This is a genomic window from Acidiphilium sp. AL, assembly GCF_025499445.1.
GTDB classification, from domain to species: domain Bacteria; phylum Pseudomonadota; class Alphaproteobacteria; order Acetobacterales; family Acetobacteraceae; genus Acidiphilium; species Acidiphilium iwatense.
This window is the reverse complement of sequence record NZ_JAIMBZ010000006.1, coordinates 59,619-78,901: the sequence shown is the minus strand read 5'-3', so window position 1 is coordinate 78,901 and position 19,283 is coordinate 59,619. Positions and strand designations below refer to the sequence as shown.

Sequence of the window (19,283 nt, the reverse complement as noted above, 5' to 3'; positions counted from 1 at the left end):
CGTTCAGTTCCGCAAGGGCCGGCCGGTGTCGAGAATGTGCTTGATCCGCGCCTGGCTTTCCCTGGTGCGGAACAAAGCCATGAACGCCTCGCGCTCCAGCGCCATCACGTCGGTTTCCGAAACCGGGTCGACGATATCGACATCGCCGCCGGTCAGCACGCGGGCGAGATGCGACGCCACCGTGACATCGTGCGGTGTCGCGACGCCTTTTTTTCGGAATTCCTCCACCGCCATGCCAAGGCCGACCCGGCCGCTCGCACCGGGCAACTGCAGCATGGCCGGCTCGGGCTTCGCGTAGCCGCTGACCAGCGCGAGTGCGCGGGATTTGGCATCAGCGAGAACCCGGTAGCGATTCATCGTAATGCCGTCCTCGGGTTTCAGAAATTTCAGGTCCTTCGCCTCGGCGGCGGAGGTCGAGAATTTCGCGGTGGAGACCATTTCGAAGACTTTAGCGACAGCGGGCATCGGGCCTTTCGGCGCGTCCTTCGCGGTCTGCCAGCGGGCCAGCATGGTGGCGCAACCGCCCCAGCCGGGAACCAGCCCGACGCCGCATTCGACCAGGCCCATATAGGTTTCCGCGTAAGCCTGCACCGCGGAACAATGCAGCAGGATTTCGCAGCCGCCGCCGAGCGCGCGCCCAGCCGGCGCGCCGACCACCGGGAACGGGGCGTAGCGCAGCGCCTGATAGGCTTTCTGGCCTTCCTTGACGCTGCCTTCGATTTTTCCCCACATGCGCAGATTGGCGGCGAACACGGCGAGGCCGAGATTGGCGCCGACCGAGAAATTCTCGCGGCCCGGACCGGCGCGCAGATCCTCGCTATGGATCACCAGCGCCTTGTAGGATTTCTGCACCAGCGCAATGGTTTTTTCGAGCAGGGCGAGAATGTCGCCGTCCAGCGAGTTCATGATCGAGTGGAACTCGAAGCAGAGAACGCCGTCGCCGATATCCCAAACCGAGGCGGATTTGTTAGTGAGAACCGGCTTTGCACCGCGTTTGACGTCTTCCAGCAGCAGAACGCCATCGGGGCGTTTGACCGGACGATAGGTACCGTCGGAGCAAAATTGCAGGAGCGCGCTGCCTTCGGTTTTGTAAAAGGTGCCTTTGCCGAGCCTGGTGAGAATCGGCGGCACCGGGATCGACAATGCGGCAAGTTTTTCCGAAACCCAGTCCGCGCCCAATTTGTCGATCAACTCGAACGGGCCGTATTTCCAGGTATAGCCGAGGCGCATCGCCTCATCGACGCTCGCGATATCGTCGGCGATTTCCGGGATCAGCGAGGCGGCATAGGCGAGCACGCGGCCGAGCACACCCCAGGCATACTGGCCCGGCTTGCTCTTGGCGCCGACGAGTTTTTTCAGATCCTTCTTCGCGTCCTTCACCTCGTCGATTTTCGGGCGGACCGTGGCGCGCCATTCGAGGCGGCCCTGCGCGGCCGCCTTGAGCGACAGGGTTTCCTTCACCTTGTCGGCGCCGCGGCCGGAGCTGCGATAAAAACCGCCCTTGCCTTTCTTGCCGGTATAGCCTTCGGCGATCAGTTTTTCGATCATCGAGACGTCGCGATTGATCGCGTGGAACGGATCGGATTTCGGCAACAGGCGGGCGAGCGATGCGTTGACATGCGGGCCGAGATCGATGCCGACCAGATCCATCAGGCCGAATACGCCGGTCGACGGGAATCCCATCGGCTTGCCCATGATCGCGTCGGCTTCCTCGACCTCCAGGCCCATATCGAGCGCCAGAACCATCGCGCTCTGAATCCAGTAGGTGCCGATGCGGTTGGCGATGAAGCCCGGCGTATCGCGGCAGGAAATCACCGATTTGCCGAGAGTGACGTCGCAGAATTTGGTGATTCTGCCGATGGTTTCGGCACTCGTGTCTGGGCCGGTCACGAGTTCCAGCAGGCGCATATAGCGCGGCGGGTTGAAGAAATGGGTGATGACGAAATCGGGTTTGAGCGTGTCCGGCATGTCCGACATCAATTCGGACAGCGGAATGGTGGAGGTGTTCGAAGACACCACCGAGCCCGGCTTGCGCACCTCGGCGATCCGCTTGTAAAGCGCCTGCTTGATGTCGAGCCGTTCGATGACGGCCTCGACGATCCAGTCGCATTCGGCGAGGCCGGCGAAATCGTCCTCGGTATTGCCCGGTGTGATCAGCCGCGCCGCCTTGGGCGACATCAAAGGCGCCGGCTCGATTTTCTTGAACCGCTCGATCGCGCCCCTGGCGATCGCGTTGCGGTCCGCGCTGCCCGGCTTGACGATGTCGAGCAGCTTCACCTTGATTCCGGCATTGGCGACATGGGCGGCGATCGCCGCTCCCATCACGCCGGCGCCGATGACGGCGACGGATTTGATTTCGCTTGCCATGTCAGACCGCCTCCAGCACCGTCGCGATGCCCTGGCCGCCGCCGATGCATTGCGTCGCCAGCGCGTATTTGCCGCCCTCGCGCTTGAGCACGGACGCCGCCTTGCCGGTGATGCGCGCCCCGGTGGCGCCGAGCGGATGGCCAAGCGCGATCGCCCCGCCGTCGAGATTGACGGTGGCGGGATCGAGTTCGAGATCGCGGATGCAGGCGAGCGCCTGCGAGGCAAAGGCTTCGTTCAGCTCGACCACGTTGATGTCGCGCGATGTCAACCCGGCGCGGGCAAGCGCTTTCCGCGAAGCCGCAACGGGCCCGATGCCCATGATGTCCGGCGCGCAGCCGGCGACGGCGATGGACTTGATTCGCGCCGTGACCGGCAGCCCGTGCTTCATCGCGTAATCCTCCGAGCAGACCAGAACCGCGGAAGCGCCGTCGGTCAGCGGCGAGGACGTGCCGGCGGTGACCGTGCCATTGGCGTCGAAGGCCGGCTTCAGCCCCGCGAGGCCCTCGCGCGAGGCGTCGTGGCGGATGCACTCGTCCTGGCTGACATTGGCCTTGTTCAGGGTGATCGGTACGATTTCGTCGGTGAGTTTGCCAGCCTTCTGCGCGGCAGAGGCCTTGACGTGGCTCGCGAGCGCAAATTCCTCCTGCGCGTCGCGAGTGATCTGCCAGCGCTGCGCGACATTCTCGGCGGTATCGCCCATGCCCATGTAGGCGGCGGGGTTTTTCGCATGGAGCGCGGGCGAGGGCATCGGGTTGTAGCCGCCCATCGGCACGCGGGTCATGCTTTCCACGCCGACCGCGATGAACGCCTCGCCGGCGTTCATCTGGATCGCTCCGGCGGCCATGTGGATGGCATACATCGACGAGCCGCAGAAGCGGTTGACCGTGGCGCCGGCGACGGTGATCGGCAGATCGGCGAGAAGCGCGATCAGGCGGGCGACGTTCAGACCCTGCTCGGCCTCGGGGAAGGCACAGCCGACGATGATATCCTCGATGTCCTCGGCCTTCACCCCGGTGCGGGCGATCAGCGCGCGCACGACCTCCGCCGCCATTTCGTCTGGCCGCACCCGCGTCAGCCCGCCTTTCTTGGCGAGGGCGAAGGGTGAACGGGCATAGCCTGCGATGACGACGTTGGTCATTTGTGTAACTGGCTCCTGAACCTGTGGGTTGGGACTATTTTGGGCGCTGCTGGAGAGCCGCCTCGGCCTGGCGTTCGATATCCGCGAGTTCGGCGAGGCTCTGCTCGAGGGCCGCGCGCTGCTCCTGCAATTTGGCGATCCGCTTGCGCACGCCGGTCAGCAATTGCCTGACCTGGGTGTGCTGGGTCGGGTCGATATCGTAGAGATCGAGATAGTCCTTGATTTCGCGGAGCGAAAAGCCGAGCCGCTTGCCCCGCAGGATCAGCATCAGCCGGGCCCGGTCGCGCGGCGTATAGACGCGCGTGGTGCCGGCGCGGCTCGGGTTGATCAGCCCCTTGTCCTCATAGAAGCGTATCGTCCGCGCGGTGACACCGAGCTGACGCGCCAATTGGCTGACCGAGTAGAGCGCGTTCGCCTGGCCGCCGGCCTCGGCCATCTCGCGTTGGTGCCGCTGGTGCAGAGCGGTCATCGCCGGGCTATCCGTTGTCGTCATAGTCATACCCCATCCTGTGCCGTTCGAGAGACGTTTTTTTGGTTCAGCGTGGACGAACATGACCGATTCCGGGAGTTAACGCAAAGAGAATAGCCATTACGTATAGGTCATGCCCATACCTTTGTCCAGTGGAGAATGTCAGGATTTGGCGGTCTTCGCCGCCTCCTCGGCCACGAGCTCCTTTTTCGATAATTTGCCGACCATGGTTTTCGGCAGGGTTTCCCGGATTTCGACCGATTTCGGGATTTCGATCTTGTTCAGGTGGTCCTTGAGAAAGGCGAGAATCTCCTCCGGCGTCGCTTTGGTTCCGGGACGCAGGGTGACGAACAGCTTGGGCGCCTGACCGCGATAGGTGTCCGGGATGCCGATGGCGATCGCGTCCTGCACCGACGGGTGCTGATACGCCGCTTCCTCGATCACGCGGGGATAGACGTTGTAGCCGCCGCAGAGGATCAGATCCTTGATGCGATCGACGATGAACAGATAGTTGTCGGCGTCGAGATAACCGATATCGCCGGTGCGCAGCGCGCCGTCGACGAAGACCTTCGCGGTCTCGTCCGGGCGGTTGTAGTAGCCCTTCATCACCTGCGGGCCGCGCACGCAGATCTCGCCGCGTTCGCCCTGCGGCATCAGCCGTTCGGGGTGTTCGGGGTCGCGGATTTCGACGATGGTGCCGGGCAGCGGCGTGCCGACCGAGCCGCGCCTGACCCCGCTTGGCGGAGTCGCGGTGACGACCGGCGAGGTTTCCGACAGGCCGTAACCTTCCAGCACGGCGCATTTGGACAGGCGCTCGAACCGCTCGGCGCCCTCGATCGAGATCGGCGCGCCGCCGGAGATGCAGAATTTGATGAAGGACAGATCCTTCCCCTCGCCCGCCGCGTTGCAGATCGCGGTATAGAGCGTGGGCACGCCCGGCATGATGGTGGGGCGCTTGCGGGCGATCGCCGCCATCAGCATTTTCATGTCGAGACGCGGCATCAGGATGAGTTCGGCGCCGATCGAAACTCCGAAATTCATCACCGCCGTCATCGCGAAGACGTGGAAGAACGGCAGGATGCCCATGATCCGCTCGGCGCCCTCGTCCATCGGCGGGCTGCCGGCGAGAACCTGCTGGACATTGGCGGTGATGTTGGCATGGGTGAGCATCGCCGCCTTGGGGACGCCGGTGGTGCCGCCGGTATATTGCAGCGTGGCGATATCGTTCTCAGGATCGATCGCGACCGGGCTGGGTTTGGCGGCGCCTGAAATCAGGGTCTCGAAGCGGAGATAGGGTAGTCCGGCGGGGATTTTCGCGAGTTCCTTGCTCTTGAACAGCCGGAACAGCAGCCCTTTGAGCGGCGGCAGCGCCGCAGCCATCGAGCAGACGATAACCCGCTGAAACAGCCCATTGGCGGCAAGCTTGCCGATTTTTTCGTGGATCATCGCGACATCGAGCGAGACCATGATGGTGGTGCCGGAATCGCGAACCTGTGCGGCGATCTCGCGCTCGGTATAGAGCGGGTTGTAGTTCACCACGGTGCCGCCGGCCTTCAGGATGGCGAAGTACATGACGACGAAATAGGGCGTGTTGGGCAGGCAGAGCCCGACCCGCGTGCCTTTGGCGACGCCGAGTTTCTGCAGTCCGGCGGCGGCGCGGTCGGCAAGCGCTGCGATCTCGCCCCAGTTCCAGCCCCGGCCGAGGAAATCGATCGCCGGGCGGGTGCCGAACCGGCGCGCGGCATCGTCCAGCATCGTGCCGGCCGGGCGGGCGACGGCGGTGAACTCCGCGACGGGACGAGGGGCGGCGAGATCGTTCATGGCGTTTTCCTCCAGAGACGGCTTGCGACACGGCTCAAAGGCCGCGTTCACTCAGGATGCGTTTAGTTGCCGTTAACGTAAATGTCTATCAAAACCTGCCGGCATTCGCAAGGATTTCGGTATGAATCGATGAAAAAACGGGACAAAAAAAGGGGCCCCGAAGGGCCCCGTTCCAACTGGCCGAAGTATCGGGAACTTCAAACCGCCTTGAGGTTGATGGCCGCGGCCTTGCCGCGTTCCATCGCGATTTCGTAGGAAACTTTCTGGCCTTCGTTCAGGCCGCGCATTCCGGCCGCCTGAACCGCGGTGATGTGGACGAAGACATCCTTGCCGCCGTCTTGCGGCACGATGAAACCAAAGCCTTTCGTGGTGTTGAACCACTTGACAGTGCCGATCGCCATTGCTGCGTCGTCGCTCCTTAGACACACCCGCCGTACGACCGCCGCACGGCTCAAGAGGGACAACCGGGTTTTGGACGTCTTGGCCGCATACGGAAACCCCCGTCTCGCGCAACAAGGCAAGCCAAAGTCGATTGCAGCGTTAATGACGCAGAAACACTCCGGCCTGTCAACGCGAATACGCAATGGCGCGGCGGGATTCCTGGCGATTCCAGCATGAAAGCGATACATTCTTCCGATCGCATAAACCGCCGCCGGCCGATTGCGCGGGCGGGACGGCGCGGCGATAGTGCAGCCATTCCAACGGGAGAAAACGATGAGCGGACCGAAAATTTTGGAAACGATCTCCGTGCAGAAATGTTTCGGCGGCACCCAGGGCGTGTATCGTCACGAATCGGCCGAAACCGGCTGCGCCATGCGATTCGGCCTGTTTCTTCCGCCGCAGGCGGAGCGCGGCAAGGTTCCCCTGCTCTACTGGCTTTCGGGCCTGACCTGCACCGAGGAGAATTTCGTGGTGAAAGCCGGCGTGCAGCGCGTTGCCGCCGAACTCGGCATCGCCATCGCGGTTCCCGACACCTCGCCGCGCGGGCTGGGCTATCCGGGCGAGGACGATGCCTATGATTTCGGCTCCGGTGCCGGGTTTTATGTCGATGCGACCGAGGCGCCGTGGCATCACGGTTATCGGATGTATTCCTATGTGACGAAGGAGTTGCCGGCGCTGATCGGAGAAAAATTTCCGGTCGATCCGGCGCGGGTGGGGATTTTCGGCCATTCGATGGGCGGCCATGGCGCGCTGACCATCGCGCTGAAAAACCCGGCTTCCTACAAATCGCTCTCGGCGTTCTCGCCGATCGTCTCGCCGATGCGCTGCCCCTGGGGCGAAAAGGCGCTGACGGGATATCTGGGCGCCGATCGGGCCACGTGGCGGGATTACGATGCGACCGCGCTGATCGAGGCGCGGGGCTGGCAGGGCCCGCCGATCCTGGTCGATCAGGGCGATGCCGATCCGTTCCTGGAGCGGGAGCTCAAGCCGGAATTGCTGCGCGAGGCCTGCGCAGCGAAGGGCGTTTCACTCGATCTCAGGATGCGGGAGGGCTACGATCACTCCTATTTCTTCATCGCCAGCTTCATCGAGGATCATCTGCGGTTTCACGCGAAATATTTGTAAATGGAATGACTGAGCAGCGGAACGAGCTGACGCTACGTTCCGCTGTTATGATCCGGTGTCAGTCGGCGCTGGGGCCTTCCACGCTGTTTTCCAGAACCGCGCCTGTCTTGGCATCGACGCCGATTTCATGGGTCGCGCCTGTGGTTTTGATGTCGAAGGAATAGCGCAGGCCGCTGCCGCCTGTCTCGCGTTCGAGTTCCATGGCGGCGATCGTGCCGGGCTGCGCGCGCAGCGCGATCTGCCGCGCCCGGACCGGAGTGACTTTGGCGTCCTTCTGCAATGCCTGGCCGCTATAGGCGAAGGCCGAACCGGTGGCGGCGAGCGACAGAGCGGCGGCGATGGCGAAGCGTTTGGTGATGAGGGTCATCGGTGTTTCCTTGTCCTGCGGCCCGATGCGGGCCGGGAGCGGATGAGGCGCCGGCGCGCCGTGCCGGATCGTGACCGCAAGCTTGTGTCTCGGTAAGCCGGGCGATACAGTCGGTTTTGCGACGGTTCCGCGCGAGCGGATCAAATGGGAATGCCGTGACGCCTCGGCCGGGATGCAATCCCGGAGGCCAGTCGGTAGCTGCCCCCGCAACTGTGAGCGGCGAGCAAGGATGCATGGGCCGGCAACGGCCCGCCACTGGGGATTTCCCTGGGAAGGTGCATCGGCGCTGTGACCCGCGAGCCAGGAGACCTGCCGGCGCGGCACGAACAGACCCACCGGGCGGGGTGCCCCGGTCAAGGAGGCAGATATGGTGTTTTCAGAATTCCGGTCCGGCGGAGGGCATCGCGCATGACCGTCGCCAGCAATCTCGGCTTTCCGCGCATCGGCCATCGGCGTGCGCTGAAGACGGCGCTCGAAGCGCACTGGGCGGGCAAGAGCGGCGAAGCGGCCTTGCTGCGCGAGGCAGCAGCGCTGCGGGAAGCCCATTGGCGGCATCAGCACGGCGCGGGACTCGCGCATATCCCGTCCGGCGAATTCTCGCTTTACGATCATGTGCTCGATACCGCGACGATGCTGGGCGCGGTTCCGGCTGGCTATGGCTGGGACGGCGGCGGGCCGGTATCGCTCGCGACCTATTTCGCCCTCGCGCGCGGCAATGCGGAGAAGCCAGCGCTCGAAATGACCAAATGGTTCGACACCAATTACCATTATCTGGTGCCGCTGCTCGCGCGCGATCAGCGTTTCGTCCTTACCGAGAACCGCCCGCTCGCGTCGTTCCGCGAGGCGGCCTCGTCCGGCCTGCGGACCAGGCCGGTGCTGCTCGGGCCGGTGAGCTTCCTGCGCCTCGCCAAGACCACCGACGGCTCCGATCCGCTCGATCTGCTGGACGCGCTGGTGCCGGTCTATGCGCGCATCCTGCGCGAACTCGCCGAGGCGGGGGCGGTGATGGTGCAGATCGACGAGCCGGTGCTGGCGCTCGATCTGCCCGCCCGCGCGCGTGACGCCTTCGCCCGCGCCTATGGCGCGCTCGCCAAGGCCGGCCCGGAGCTTCTGCTCGCCAGCTATTTCGGGCCGATCGGCGACAACCTCCCGACGGTTCTCGGCCTGCCGGTCGCCGGACTGCATCTCGATCTCTGCCGCGGCTCGCTGGATCTCGGGCCTGTGCTGGAACAGGCGCGGCCCGATCTCGCTTTGTCGCTCGGGCTGGTGAACGGGCGCAATATCTGGCGGGCGGATCTGCGCGCCTGCCTCGCGACGGCGCAGCGCGTCGCCGAGGCGCGCGACGCGCGGCTTCTGATGATCGCGCCCTCCTGCTCGCTGCTGCATGTGCCGCTCGATCTCGCCGAAGAAACCGGGCTGCCGGCGGAGCTTGCCGGAAATCTGGCCTTCGCGATGCAGAAACTGGTGGAAATCAAGCTGATCGCGCGCGGCCTCGACGAGGGCGAGGCCGCGATCGCGGCAGCGCTCGACGAGTCGGATGCGGCGATCGCCGCGCGGGCGGCCAGCGACTCGGTGCATAACAAGGCGGTCGCATCCCGGCTCGCCGAAGCGACCGATGCGATGACCCGACGGCGTTCGGCGTTTCCGGTGCGCCGGGTAGCGCAGCGCTCAGCACTCGATCTGCCGCGCTTTCCGACCACCACGATCGGCTCGTTTCCGCAGACCACCGAGGTGCGCCGCGCACGGGCGGCGCACGCCAAGGGGGCGATCGACGATGCGGCCTATGACGCGGCGATCGAGACCTGGACGCGCGAGGCGATATCCTGGCAGGAGGCGATCGGGCTCGACGTGCTGGTGCATGGCGAATTCGAGCGCAACGACATGGTGCAGTATTTCGGCGAGCGTCTCGCCGGATTCGCCTTCACAAGGCATGGCTGGGTGCAATCCTATGGCAGCCGCTGCGTCGCGCCGCCGATCATCTGGGCGGATGTGTCGCGCCCCGCGCCGATGACGGTGCGCTGGGCGCGCTTCGCCCAGTCGCTGACCGAGAAGCCGGTGAAGGGAATGCTGACCGGGCCGGTGACCGTTCTGCAATGGTCGTTCGTACGCGAGGATATTCCGCGCGAGACGACCTGCCGGCAGATCGCGCTGGCACTCCGCGACGAGGTCGCCGACCTGGAAGACGCCGGCATCCGGGTGATCCAGATCGACGAGCCGGCCTTGCGCGAGGGGCTGCCTTTGCGTGCCGCCGAACGCGACGCCTATCTCGCCTGGGCGGTGGACTGCTTCCGTCTTTCGGCTTCGCCGGTGCGGGATGCGACCCAGATCCACACCCATATGTGCTACGCTGATTTCGAGGATATCCTCGATGCGATCGCCGCGCTGGATGCCGACGTGATCAGCATCGAGGCGACGCGAAGCCGGATGGCGCTGCTGGAGGCGTTCGAGAAGCGCAACTATCCGAACGAGATCGGGCCGGGCGTGTGGGACATCCACAGCCCGCGCGTGCCGGAGGCCGCCGAGATGGCGGCGCTGCTGGAACGCGCGGCGGCCCGGCTCGACCCCGACCGGCTCTGGGTCAATCCCGATTGTGGCTTGAAGACCCGGCGCTGGGACGAGGTTCGGCCCGCGCTGGAAAACATGGTCGCGGCGGCGCGGCGGCTGCGGGCCGCGACTCACTCGACCTGACGCATCTTCGCCCCCTCGCCGGAGGCAAACTCCGGCGAGGTTTCGGCGATGATCGCGGCGCGGCGGCGGAAATAGCGTTCGCGCTTGGTTTCCGCCGCAACGACGCGGTGATGCACGCGCAGCAGATCGGCGCGCGAAATGATCCCCTGGAGCCGGCCTTCATGATCGACCACCGGGATGCGCGGCGTGTCCTCGGTGATCATGCGCGAAGCGACGGTGATCGCCATCTCGCCTTCCCAGGCGGTGACCACGCGGCGATGGGCGAGCGCCGCGCCGAGTGGAATCGCGCGATCCGCTTCGTTGCCGATCCAGGCGAGGATATCGGCGCGGGAGACCAGGCCGGCCAGATCGCCGTTCTCGTCGGTGACCGGATAGGCGCGATGGCGCGGCTCGGGGGCGAGGAAATACTCGATCGCGTCGCCGATGCTCATGTCGGAACCGAGCGTCTCCACCGGGGTCGCCATGATCTCGCCGGCGCGCGCGATGGCGAGCGGATCGACGCTGTATTCCCGCGTCAGATGATGGCCGCGCCGGGCGATTTTCTCGGTCAGGATCGAGCGTTTCATCAGCAATACGGTAACGCCCATGCTCGCCATGCTGGCGGTGATGACCGGGAGCAGGATGAGATGATTGCCGGTGAGTTCGACCGCGAACAGGGTCGAGGTGAGCGGCGAGCGCATGGTTCCGCCCATCATCGCCGCCATGCCGACCACCGCCCAGAAGCCGGGTGCCGCGTGCGGCATGAACGGCGCCAGCACGGCGCCGAGCGCGCCACCCATGATGAGCAAGGGCGCCAGCACGCCGCCCGAGGTGCCCGAACCGAGAGCGACCGACCAGATCACGCTTTTGACCAGAACCAGCCTTATCGCCGCCGCGCCGACGAGGCCGCCGGCGAGAAGCTTGGCGATATCCGGGTAGCCGACGCCGAGCGCGAGCGGATCGAAGATGCCGCCGATACCGACCACCACGCCGCCGAGCACCGGCCACCACATCCAATGGATCGGCAGTTTCAGGAATCCGTCTTCGGCGGCGTAGACCATCATGGTGAGCAGCGCCGAACCGAGACCGGCGATCAGGCCCAGCCCGACCCAGCCGAGCGCGTGGAGCGGGTCGATGATGACGTTGCCGACATAGGGAAACAGCGGCGCGGGCGTGAGCACGTAGCGCCGTTCGATCGCGGCGGTGATGCACGCGATCGCGACCGGCAGCACGCTGCGCGGCTTCCATTCGAACAGCAGAAGCTCGACGGCGAGCAGGATCGCGGCGACCGGGGTGCCGAACACCGCCGTCATGCCCGCGCAGGCACCGGCGACCAGAAGCGTCTTGCGTTCGGCGTCGGTGAGGGAAAAACACTGCGCGAGCAGAGAGGCAGCCGCTCCGCCGGTCATGATGATCGGGCCCTCGGCGCCGAACGGGCCGCCGGTGCCGATCGAGATCGCCGAGGAGATCGGCTTCAGGATCGCGACCTTGAGGTCGAGCCGGGCATTGCCGAGCATGATCGCCTCGATCGCCTCGGGGATGCCGTGACCGCGGATTTTTTCCGAGCCGTAGCGCGCCATGATGCCGATGATGACCGCCCCGGCGACCGGGATCAGGATGGTCCAGAGCGCCGGATGGCCATGATGCGGCACCCCGCCGGGCTGCATCACCCTGGTGGACCAGATGCCGTAATAGGAGATGTTGTTGATCAGCGCGATCAGCCGGAGCAGAATCCAGCCGGCCGCGACACCGAAGGTTCCGGCGAGCAGCGCAAGGGCGGATAGCGGGAACAGGCGCTTATCCGTCGTGAAATCGCCGAGATCCGCGATACCGGATGCCGGTCGGGTACTGGGTTTCATGGAGCTGGAATCCGATTGAAGAGGAATATCGTTCTGTCGCGGCGCTAATATCGTAATACGACATATATAGACAAGAGGCGTTTCGGGTTACACTCGCGTATGTCCGACATGACCCTTTCCGATCACGACTACCGGACGCTCGCGGAGTTCCGATATGCGCTGCGCCGGTTCCTGTCCCTGAGCGAGACGGCGGCGCGCAGCGCCGGGCTGACGCCGCGCCAGCACCAGGCGCTGCTCGCGATCAAGGGGGCCGATGGCGCCGCGCCGATCGGCCTCGGCGATCTCGCCGAGCGGCTGGCGTTGCACCACAACAGCATGGTGGAATTGGCCGACCGGCTGGCCGATTCGGGCCTGGTTTCCCGGATTCCCGACAGCACGGACCGCAGGCGGGTGCGGCTGGCGCTGACGCCGGCGGGGGAAGAAAAACTCGCCGCGCTGTCGGCGATTCATCTGGAGGAACTGCGCCGGATGCGCCCGGTGCTGCAGCGGCTGATCGACCGGCTCACATAGATGCGTCCCGTGCGGGTTTGCGAACCCGCGCGGGACGCGGTGCGGGGCTACTGATTGACCTGCTCGGAACGGCTGGTCGTCGTCGTTACCGTCGAGGGTGTCCCCGGCACGGCCATGGGCGGCGGTGCCGGCACCAGCACTGGTCTGGTGGTGGTTTCCTCGGTGCTCGTGATGGTCCGGGTCGGCGGCGGGCCGGAACAGGCGGACAGGGCCGCCATGCCGCCGATCAGGGAAAGCCCCAGCGCCAATCGTACGCCGGCTTTGTTCGCGATCATCGCCATTCTCCTGTTGCTGTCAGGCCGCATCAAGGCGTGGTCGTTGTCGTGGTGGTGCGCCGCGTCGAGGTTGCCACGTAAGGCGCCGGCTGGGTGACCGTGACGCTCCTGCTTTCCGAAGCGGCGGTATCGGGATTGCCGTAGGTGGTTTGCTGCGAGTAACTCCGCGTGCCGTAGCCGTTATCGGTGCGCCTGGTCACCGTGGTGCTGAGCGTGCCCGGCGGCGGCGGAACGATGGCGGGTGGCGCCGGAGGCACGACGGCGGTGGTGGTCGTGGATTGATAGGTGGTCGATTGCGCCAGCGCGGCACCGCTCATCAGAGCCAGGGCCGCCAGACTCGGCAAGATATATTTTTTCATAACAATATCTCCTCTCATTGCTTCGCGAAGACAAGTCACCATACGGGACGTGTCGCCACACGGAACAAGTCGCCTGCAAAATATAGGCAACCGAGCCGAATCGTTCCAATAAAATCGTCATTACAGATTCGACATTGATTATAAATCAACCAAAAATATGTCGCCATTATTTTGACATGAACATTTTTGATTTAACGCCTGTTTTCAAACACCGTCACAAAGATGCCGGAATTTTTGTTGCCGCCGGATTACCCGAATGCCAAAGGTCGGTGCCGGCGTTGTGAAGGGCGGGCAGTTGCATAAGCGCGCCAGGTTTCGCCGCCGCGGGAAATCGCCCTATAGTCGGATCATGAGCATCCTTTCGAAGCTGACCCTCACCGCCGTTCTGGGTGTTGCCGCGCTGTCCCTGTCCGGTTGCGGCCTCGCCGCGGCGCCCTGCCGCGTCACCTCCGCCGGGCTGAAGATCGTGCCGCTTCTCGGGCCGGTCGCCGCGGCGCCGACCGATGCCTGCGCGAACGTGATCGACCCGACGCCGACACGAAGCTGACGGACAAACGGCGCGCCATACCAGCCAGCCCGTCCATCCATGTCGCGGCGGTCGATCGGCGCGGAATTTCATGGCTTTGTAGATCGCTGTGCGATTCCACTTAAAGCCATATTGCTCTAGGTCCCGGTATCGGCATTTGCGGTCGCAACCGGTGCCGTGCGATCCGCCGAGCCGCGCGCTTCGATCGCCTCATGGCGCTCGATCAGGGCCTGCGCCCGGCGCACCACGGGAACATCGATCATCCGCCCCTCGAAGGCAACCGCGCCCCGCCCCGCTTTCGTCGCCTCCTCATAGGCCGCGACCAGCCGCCGCGCGTGATCGAGTTCGGCCGACTGCGGGCGGAACGCCTCGTTGAGGATCGCGACCTGTCCTGGATGAATCACCGACGCGCCGGAAAAACCGAGGCGGCGGGAGCGTTCGATCGTGGCACGGAAGCGGCCGAGATCGGCGAAATCGGCGACCGTGCCCAAAAAGCCGAGCGGCAGGATGCCGGCGGCGCGCGCCGCGAAGATCGCCTGCTGCTTGGGAAACAGCAAACCATCGGCCTCGGGTACCATGCCGACCGCGAGTGCCAAATCCTCCGACCCCACCGTCAGCGCCACCAGACGCGGATGGGCGCGGGCGATCGCCTCGGCCTGGAAGATGCTGCCGGGGGTCTCCAACATCGCGATCAGCCTGGTGTGCCCCGGAGCCATGCCGCGCTCGGCCTCAATCTCGTCGACGGTTTCGGCGATCAGGCGCAGATGGTCGGCGCTCTCGATCTTCGGGAGCATGAGTGCGGTGACCCCTGGGGAAACCGCCACCTCCAGATCGCGCACCAGCATCCGCCAGGGGCGGTTGACGCGAACGATCACATCCGCGCCGGCAGCACTCACGGTTTTCGTGGCGGCGGCGATCATGCCACGCGCGCGCTCCTTCTCGGCGACCGGGATCGAATCCTCAAGATCGAGAATGATCGCATCCGCACCGCGCCGCGCCGCGCCGGCGACGAAGCGTTCGACCGTCACCGGCACGAACAGCATGGAACGCCAGATCGGCAGGGTTCGGCCCGAAAATTCAGTCATGATGTATCCTTTGCTCTGATGCCCGCGGCACGACCATGGCTGGCGGTTCGCGACGTTCTATAACCTGCGCCGCAGTTATGGGAGACGATCGGAATGGACGCTGGCCTGCATCAGAAGGAGTACGAGCCCGGTGCGCGAGCGCCGCTGAACGGCGTGCGGGTGCTCGATCTGTCGCGCCTGGTCGCCGGCAATGTCGTGACGCATGTGCTGGCCGATTTCGGTGCCGATGTCATCAAGGTGGAAAACCCAGCGACCGGCGACGATCTGCGCCACTGGCGCGTCGACGATATTTCCACCCACTGGAAAGTCTATGCCCGCAACAAGCGGAGTCTCGCGCTGGATTATCGCGACCCCGAAGGGCTGGCGCTGCTGCTGCGTCTGGTTGCGATCGCCGACGTACTGGTGGAGAATTTCGTCCCCGGCAAGCTCGAACGCATGGGGCTAGGGCCGGATATTCTGCTGGAGGCGAACCCGAAGCTCGTCGTCGCGCGAATCTCCGGCTGGGGCCAGACCGGGCCGTTCCGCGCCAAGCCGGGCTTCGGCAGTCTGGTCGAGGCGATGTCGGGCTTCGCCGCGATGAACGGCTACCCGGACCGTCCGCCGGTGCTGCCGCCGCTCGCCCTCGCCGACATGATCACCGGGCTTTACGGGGCAACCGCGATCATGATCGCGCTGCGCCATGTCGAAGTGGCGGGCGGGTGCGGCCAGGTAGTCGATCTTTCGCTGTTCGAGAGCATGCTGAGCGTGCTCGGTCCGCAGGCGGCGAATTATGCGCTGACCGGCCGCGCCCCGGCGCGTCACGGCAGCAGGTCGGGCACCACCGCGCCGCGCAACGTGTATCGGTGCGCAGACGGCAAATATGTCGCCTTGTCGGCCTCGATGCAGCAAATGGCCGAACGCCTGTTCCGCGTCATCGGGCGGCCTGAACTGATCGTCGATCCGCGATTCGCGACCAACAGCGCGCGCGTCGCCCATAACGATCTGCTCGACCCGATCGTGGCCGAGTTCATGGCGGCGCACACGCAGGCGGAGAATCTGGCTTTGTTCGATCAGGCGGGCGTGACGGTCGGGCCGGTCTGCGACCCAGCGGATTTGATAGCCCACGATTTCGTTCGCGAACGCGAGGCGCTGATCGCCCTGCCGGACCCGGAGATGGGATCGCTGCCGATGCACAATATCCCGGTACGCCTGTCCGAAACTCCCGGCGCGCTGACCCGCCCGGCGCCGGAGCTTGGGGCGGACACCGAGGATGTGCTGGCCCTGATCGAGACCGACACGGCGGCGATCGCCGTGCTGCGGGAGCGCAAGGTCATCAAATAAGCAAGAGCCGTCTTCCGCGTATGGAATTTTCTATAGAAAACCCGTCGAAATCCATGGCACGGCGGCGACGACGATCAGAGCGACGACGAGTGTTGCCATGTAGGGCCAGATGCGGCCCAGCGCCTCGTCGCTCGACGCCTTGCTGATCAGGCAGGTCTGGTAGAAGCCGACGCCGAAGGGCGGCGAGAACAGGCCGATGCCCATCGCGAGGATCGAGACGATCGCATACTGGATCACGTTGATGCCGACCTGCCCCGCGATCGGAAACAGCAGCGGGCCGAACAGCACCATCGCGGGCAGTCCCTCAAGCACGCTGCCGAGCACGATGAACAGCAGGATCGACACCGCCATGAAGCCGTATTTGCCGCCGGGCAGCCCGGTCATCGCCGCGGTCAGGGTCTGCGCGAAACCCGCCTGGGTCAGCGCCCAGGCCATCGCGCTCGCCGCCCCGATAATGAGCAAAATCGCCCCCGAAAGGGCCGCCGTTTCGACCAGAATCGGAAACACCCGCCGCCAGTCGAAACAGCGATAGACGACGAGGCCGACCAGCACGGCGTAGACCACGCCGATCGTGGCAACCTCGGTCGCGGTGGCGATGCCGGCCAGCACGGCATAACGGATCAGAAACGGCAGGATCAGCGCGGGAATCGCCACGAGGAACAGGCGCGCGGCTTCGCGCGGTGCCACGGTCGCGCCGCTCGGCCGCTCGTTTCTGGTACGGAAGAAAATCAGGATGATCAGGCCGAGCGCGGCCACCGCCGCCGGCAGCAGGCCGCCGGTAAACAGCGCGGCGGTTGACACGCCGGTCACCGCGCCGACGATGATCAGCACGAGGCTCGGCGGAATCGTTTCCGACATCGCGGCGGCGGCGGCGAGCTGGGCGACCAGTTCGCCCGGCGGCGTGCCGCGCCGCTTCATTTCCGGCAGCAGCACCGGGGCCACCGCCGCCTGGTCCGCCGCCTTCGAGCCGGAAATCCCGGCGATCAGATAGATCGCGCCGATCAGCACATAGGACAGCCCGCCACGGCGGTTGCCCACCAGCTCGCTCAGCAGATCGACCAGTGCCCGCGCGATGCCGGTCATTTCGAGCAGCAGGCCGAGAATGACGAACATCGGCACGGCCAGCAGCTCGATCGACGCCATGCCCTGATCCATCTGGCTGATCACGATGGACAGCGGGATCGAGCTGGTAAAATAGATATAGCCGATCGTCGCGATGCCGAAGGCGAAGGCGATCGGCACGCCGGCGAAAATGCAAACCCCGACGATGAGAACGAAGAACACGACAAGATCGCCATTGCCGATGGCGTAGAGCAGCGGCTCGGCGGCCCACAGGCCGAGGCCGATCACGACCCCGATCGCCAGCGTGATCAGCAATTCCCGCCATGCCGCGCCGGCGAACAGTTGCCGGAGCGCGACGTAAAACAGCATCATCAGAGCAACCAGCTGCCCGGCAACCTCCCAGGAACCGGGAATATGCAGCGTCGGCGTGGTGATGGCCTGCTGTTCGTACATATAGCCGATTCCCGGCACGATCAGTTCGAGGGTGAATACCGCGACGATCAAGCCCGCGATACGCGCCAGAAAGCGCTGCCGCCCCGGCGTCAGCCGGGCGACCAGAACGGTCATCCGCATATGCTCGCCGCGCCGCAGTGCGATGACCGCACCCAGGCTGACGAGCCAGAGAAACAGAATCTCCGCGAGTTCGTTCGACCAGATCAGCGGCTTGTCGAGCACGTAGCGCCAGATGATGCCGGCAAACAAAATGATAATTTCAATAACGACAAGGGCTGCCGCCAGCCCTTGCGTTATCCAGTCGACCAGCACGTCCAGCCGCCGGAGGGCGGCGGCTGGGGTATTCGGTTGCACGTTCATTCAGTGTGTCAGGAGAGCTTGCCGGTATAGGCTTCGAGCGCCGACCATAGCTTCGGCCCGAATTTCTTCTCCCAATCCTTGTAGAAACCGGCTTTGATCAGGGCGTCCTGGAACGCCTTCGGGTCGGTGCTGTTGAACACCATGCCCTGCTTGGTCAGCTTGCCTTTCAGCGAGTTGTTCAGCGTGTTGTTGGCGACGCGCTGCTTGGGCGCCTGTTCGTTGAACGCGGCCTCGACGATTTTGCGGTCCGCTTCCGGCATGCTCTTCCAGAACGCGCCGTTCACCAGCATCCAGTAACCCACCCACATGTGGTTGGTCATCGAGCAGTATTTCTGGACCTGATAGTATTTCTGGGTTTCGATCAGGCCGAGCGGATTTTCCTGACCGTCGACCACCTTGGTCTGCAGCGCGGTATACAGCTCCGCGATGTTCAGCGAGGTGGGCGCCGCGCCCAGATATTTGAACAGCGACACCGAAATGGGGCTGGGCGGGACGCGAATTTTGAAGCCCTTGAGATCGGCCGGGGTCTTGATCGGCTTGGTGCTGGTGGTGATTTGGCGGAAGCCTTCGTCCCAGATCCGGCGCATCGGGTAGAGACCGAGCTTCATGATATCGGCGCGCACCACAGCGCCGACCTTGCCGTCGAGCGCTTTCCAGGCGGTTTCGATATTCTTGAACGCGAAGCCGACATTGTCGATCGCCGCACTCGGCACCAGGCTGGAGAGGATGTTGTCGCCGATCCCCATCATCTGGATCGCGCCGGAGCGCACTTCCGACAGCATATGCGTGTCGTCACCGAGTTCGTTGCTCGGGAAAACCTGCACCCGCACCCGCCCCTTGGTTTCGGCGGCGATGCGCTTGCCGGCCTCGGTCGCGTTGACCGCGGTGGGATGATCGGCCGGCACGTCGAGCCCGAGCTTGATCAGGAACGGCCGTGCCGCGCGCGCGGAACCCGGCGCCAGAGCCGCCGCACCGGCCATGGCACCCGCGCCGGCCAGAAATTGCTTGCGCGAAATAGTTGCCGTCATTTCAACTCCTCCGTGTTGACTGCCTCACCCGGATATTTCCAGGGTTGGCGT

17 protein-coding genes and 1 riboswitch are annotated in these 19,283 nt (G+C 64.8%); of the genes, 5 read left to right on the top strand and 12 right to left on the bottom strand.

Annotated features, from left to right (window positions below; genetic code table 11):
- Positions 1-3: 3 nt before the first annotated feature.
- From AiwAL_RS06505 to AiwAL_RS06485, 5 genes are all read right to left on the bottom strand, one after another.
- Positions 4-2,367: a 3-hydroxyacyl-CoA dehydrogenase/enoyl-CoA hydratase family protein gene (locus AiwAL_RS06505; RefSeq protein ID WP_262312354.1), complete on the bottom strand. Its 2,364-nt coding sequence runs from the start codon at positions 2,365-2,367 to the stop codon at positions 4-6.
- Between the two features lies 1 nt (position 2,368).
- Positions 2,369-3,505, bottom strand: coding sequence for a thiolase family protein (locus AiwAL_RS06500; protein WP_262312353.1), 1,137 nt, complete (start codon positions 3,503-3,505; stop codon positions 2,369-2,371).
- Between the two features lie 34 nt (positions 3,506-3,539).
- Positions 3,540-3,974: a MerR family DNA-binding transcriptional regulator gene (locus AiwAL_RS06495; protein WP_235704517.1), complete on the bottom strand. Its 435-nt coding sequence runs from the start codon at positions 3,972-3,974 to the stop codon at positions 3,540-3,542.
- Positions 3,975-4,136: 162 nt separating this feature from the next.
- A complete protein-coding gene (locus AiwAL_RS06490; protein ID WP_235704467.1) occupies positions 4,137-5,795 on the bottom strand; it encodes a long-chain fatty acid--CoA ligase in 1,659 nt (552 codons plus the stop codon).
- A 197-nt stretch (positions 5,796-5,992) separates the two neighbouring features.
- Complete coding sequence (locus tag AiwAL_RS06485; protein WP_029312631.1) at positions 5,993-6,196, bottom strand: cold-shock protein; 204 nt, start codon at positions 6,194-6,196, stop codon at positions 5,993-5,995.
- A gap of 313 nt (positions 6,197-6,509) precedes the next feature.
- Between AiwAL_RS06485 and fghA the strand changes: the two genes are divergently transcribed.
- A complete protein-coding gene (fghA, locus tag AiwAL_RS06480) occupies positions 6,510-7,361 on the top strand; it encodes an S-formylglutathione hydrolase (RefSeq protein WP_235704468.1) in 852 nt (283 codons plus the stop codon).
- A gap of 58 nt (positions 7,362-7,419) precedes the next feature.
- On the opposite strand, the gene AiwAL_RS06475 is transcribed toward fghA, so the two are convergent.
- Positions 7,420-7,728, bottom strand: a complete 309-nt coding sequence (locus tag AiwAL_RS06475; RefSeq protein ID WP_235704469.1) for a PepSY domain-containing protein — start codon at positions 7,726-7,728, stop codon at positions 7,420-7,422.
- 105 nt (positions 7,729-7,833) lie between these two features.
- Positions 7,834-8,060, top strand: a riboswitch (cobalamin riboswitch).
- Positions 8,061-8,136: 76 nt separating this feature from the next.
- Between AiwAL_RS06475 and metE the strand changes: the two genes are divergently transcribed.
- On the top strand, positions 8,137-10,416 hold the full coding sequence (gene metE, locus AiwAL_RS06470; protein WP_235704470.1) for a 5-methyltetrahydropteroyltriglutamate--homocysteine S-methyltransferase: 2,280 nt from the start codon (positions 8,137-8,139) through the stop codon (positions 10,414-10,416).
- Here the strand turns inward: metE and AiwAL_RS06465 are convergent.
- Positions 10,404-12,254 (bottom strand): chloride channel protein, encoded by a 1,851-nt coding sequence (locus AiwAL_RS06465; RefSeq protein ID WP_262312352.1) that lies wholly within the window; start codon positions 12,252-12,254, stop codon positions 10,404-10,406. The two genes, metE and AiwAL_RS06465, sit on opposite strands and share 13 nt — an antisense overlap.
- 99 nt (positions 12,255-12,353) lie before the next feature.
- Here AiwAL_RS06465 and AiwAL_RS06460 point away from each other — a divergent pair, with 99 nt between their 5' ends.
- Positions 12,354-12,764: a MarR family winged helix-turn-helix transcriptional regulator gene (locus tag AiwAL_RS06460; RefSeq protein WP_262312351.1), complete on the top strand. Its 411-nt coding sequence runs from the start codon at positions 12,354-12,356 to the stop codon at positions 12,762-12,764.
- A 47-nt stretch (positions 12,765-12,811) separates the two neighbouring features.
- On the opposite strand, the gene AiwAL_RS06455 is transcribed toward AiwAL_RS06460, so the two are convergent.
- Together AiwAL_RS06455 and AiwAL_RS06450 are read right to left on the bottom strand one after the other, a co-directional pair.
- Positions 12,812-13,039 carry a hypothetical protein gene (locus tag AiwAL_RS06455; protein ID WP_262312350.1) on the bottom strand — a complete coding sequence of 76 codons (228 nt, stop codon included), beginning with the start codon at positions 13,037-13,039 and terminating at the stop codon, positions 12,812-12,814.
- Positions 13,040-13,068: 29 nt separating this feature from the next.
- Positions 13,069-13,398, bottom strand: a complete 330-nt coding sequence (locus AiwAL_RS06450) for a hypothetical protein (RefSeq protein WP_235704474.1) — start codon at positions 13,396-13,398, stop codon at positions 13,069-13,071.
- A 349-nt stretch (positions 13,399-13,747) separates the two neighbouring features.
- On the opposite strand from AiwAL_RS06450, the gene AiwAL_RS06445 reads away from it, so the two are divergent.
- On the top strand, positions 13,748-13,945 hold the full coding sequence (locus AiwAL_RS06445) for a DUF6726 family protein (protein WP_235704475.1): 198 nt from the start codon (positions 13,748-13,750) through the stop codon (positions 13,943-13,945).
- Positions 13,946-14,061: 116 nt separating this feature from the next.
- Here the strand turns inward: AiwAL_RS06445 and AiwAL_RS06440 are convergent, their stop codons facing one another.
- A complete protein-coding gene (locus AiwAL_RS06440) occupies positions 14,062-15,009 on the bottom strand; it encodes a CoA ester lyase (protein ID WP_262312349.1) in 948 nt (315 codons plus the stop codon).
- A gap of 93 nt (positions 15,010-15,102) precedes the next feature.
- Between AiwAL_RS06440 and AiwAL_RS06435 the strand changes: the two genes are divergently transcribed.
- Positions 15,103-16,329 (top strand): CaiB/BaiF CoA-transferase family protein, encoded by a 1,227-nt coding sequence (locus AiwAL_RS06435; RefSeq protein ID WP_262312348.1) that lies wholly within the window; start codon positions 15,103-15,105, stop codon positions 16,327-16,329.
- A gap of 30 nt (positions 16,330-16,359) precedes the next feature.
- Here the strand turns inward: AiwAL_RS06435 and AiwAL_RS06430 are convergent, their stop codons facing one another.
- Positions 16,360-18,204 carry a TRAP transporter large permease subunit gene (locus AiwAL_RS06430; RefSeq protein ID WP_262312347.1) on the bottom strand — a complete coding sequence of 615 codons (1,845 nt, stop codon included), beginning with the start codon at positions 18,202-18,204 and terminating at the stop codon, positions 16,360-16,362.
- A gap of 8 nt (positions 18,205-18,212) precedes the next feature.
- Positions 18,213-19,232, bottom strand: a complete 1,020-nt coding sequence (locus AiwAL_RS06425) for a TRAP transporter substrate-binding protein (protein ID WP_235704479.1) — start codon at positions 19,230-19,232, stop codon at positions 18,213-18,215.
- Positions 19,233-19,283 lie beyond the last annotated feature (51 nt).

Coding starts and splice junctions, on each gene's coding strand:
- AiwAL_RS06505 (WP_262312354.1), bottom strand. CDS start 2,367: ATGGCAAGCGAAATCAAATCCGTCGCCGTCATCGGCGCCGGCGTGATG.
- AiwAL_RS06500 (WP_262312353.1), bottom strand. CDS start 3,505: ATGACCAACGTCGTCATCGCAGGCTATGCCCGTTCACCCTTCGCCCTC.
- AiwAL_RS06495 (WP_235704517.1), bottom strand. CDS start 3,974: ATGACCGCTCTGCACCAGCGGCACCAACGCGAGATGGCCGAGGCCGGC.
- AiwAL_RS06490 (WP_235704467.1), bottom strand. CDS start 5,795: ATGAACGATCTCGCCGCCCCTCGTCCCGTCGCGGAGTTCACCGCCGTC.
- AiwAL_RS06485 (WP_029312631.1), bottom strand. CDS start 6,196: ATGGCGATCGGCACTGTCAAGTGGTTCAACACCACGAAAGGCTTTGGT.
- fghA (WP_235704468.1), top strand. CDS start 6,510: ATGAGCGGACCGAAAATTTTGGAAACGATCTCCGTGCAGAAATGTTTC.
- AiwAL_RS06475 (WP_235704469.1), bottom strand. CDS start 7,728: ATGACCCTCATCACCAAACGCTTCGCCATCGCCGCCGCTCTGTCGCTC.
- metE (WP_235704470.1), top strand. CDS start 8,137: ATGACCGTCGCCAGCAATCTCGGCTTTCCGCGCATCGGCCATCGGCGT.
- AiwAL_RS06465 (WP_262312352.1), bottom strand. CDS start 12,254: ATGAAACCCAGTACCCGACCGGCATCCGGTATCGCGGATCTCGGCGAT.
- AiwAL_RS06460 (WP_262312351.1), top strand. CDS start 12,354: ATGTCCGACATGACCCTTTCCGATCACGACTACCGGACGCTCGCGGAG.
- AiwAL_RS06455 (WP_262312350.1), bottom strand. CDS start 13,039: ATGATCGCGAACAAAGCCGGCGTACGATTGGCGCTGGGGCTTTCCCTG.
- AiwAL_RS06450 (WP_235704474.1), bottom strand. CDS start 13,398: ATGAAAAAATATATCTTGCCGAGTCTGGCGGCCCTGGCTCTGATGAGC.
- AiwAL_RS06445 (WP_235704475.1), top strand. CDS start 13,748: ATGAGCATCCTTTCGAAGCTGACCCTCACCGCCGTTCTGGGTGTTGCC.
- AiwAL_RS06440 (WP_262312349.1), bottom strand. CDS start 15,009: ATGACTGAATTTTCGGGCCGAACCCTGCCGATCTGGCGTTCCATGCTG.
- AiwAL_RS06435 (WP_262312348.1), top strand. CDS start 15,103: ATGGACGCTGGCCTGCATCAGAAGGAGTACGAGCCCGGTGCGCGAGCG.
- AiwAL_RS06430 (WP_262312347.1), bottom strand. CDS start 18,204: ATGAACGTGCAACCGAATACCCCAGCCGCCGCCCTCCGGCGGCTGGAC.
- AiwAL_RS06425 (WP_235704479.1), bottom strand. CDS start 19,232: ATGACGGCAACTATTTCGCGCAAGCAATTTCTGGCCGGCGCGGGTGCC.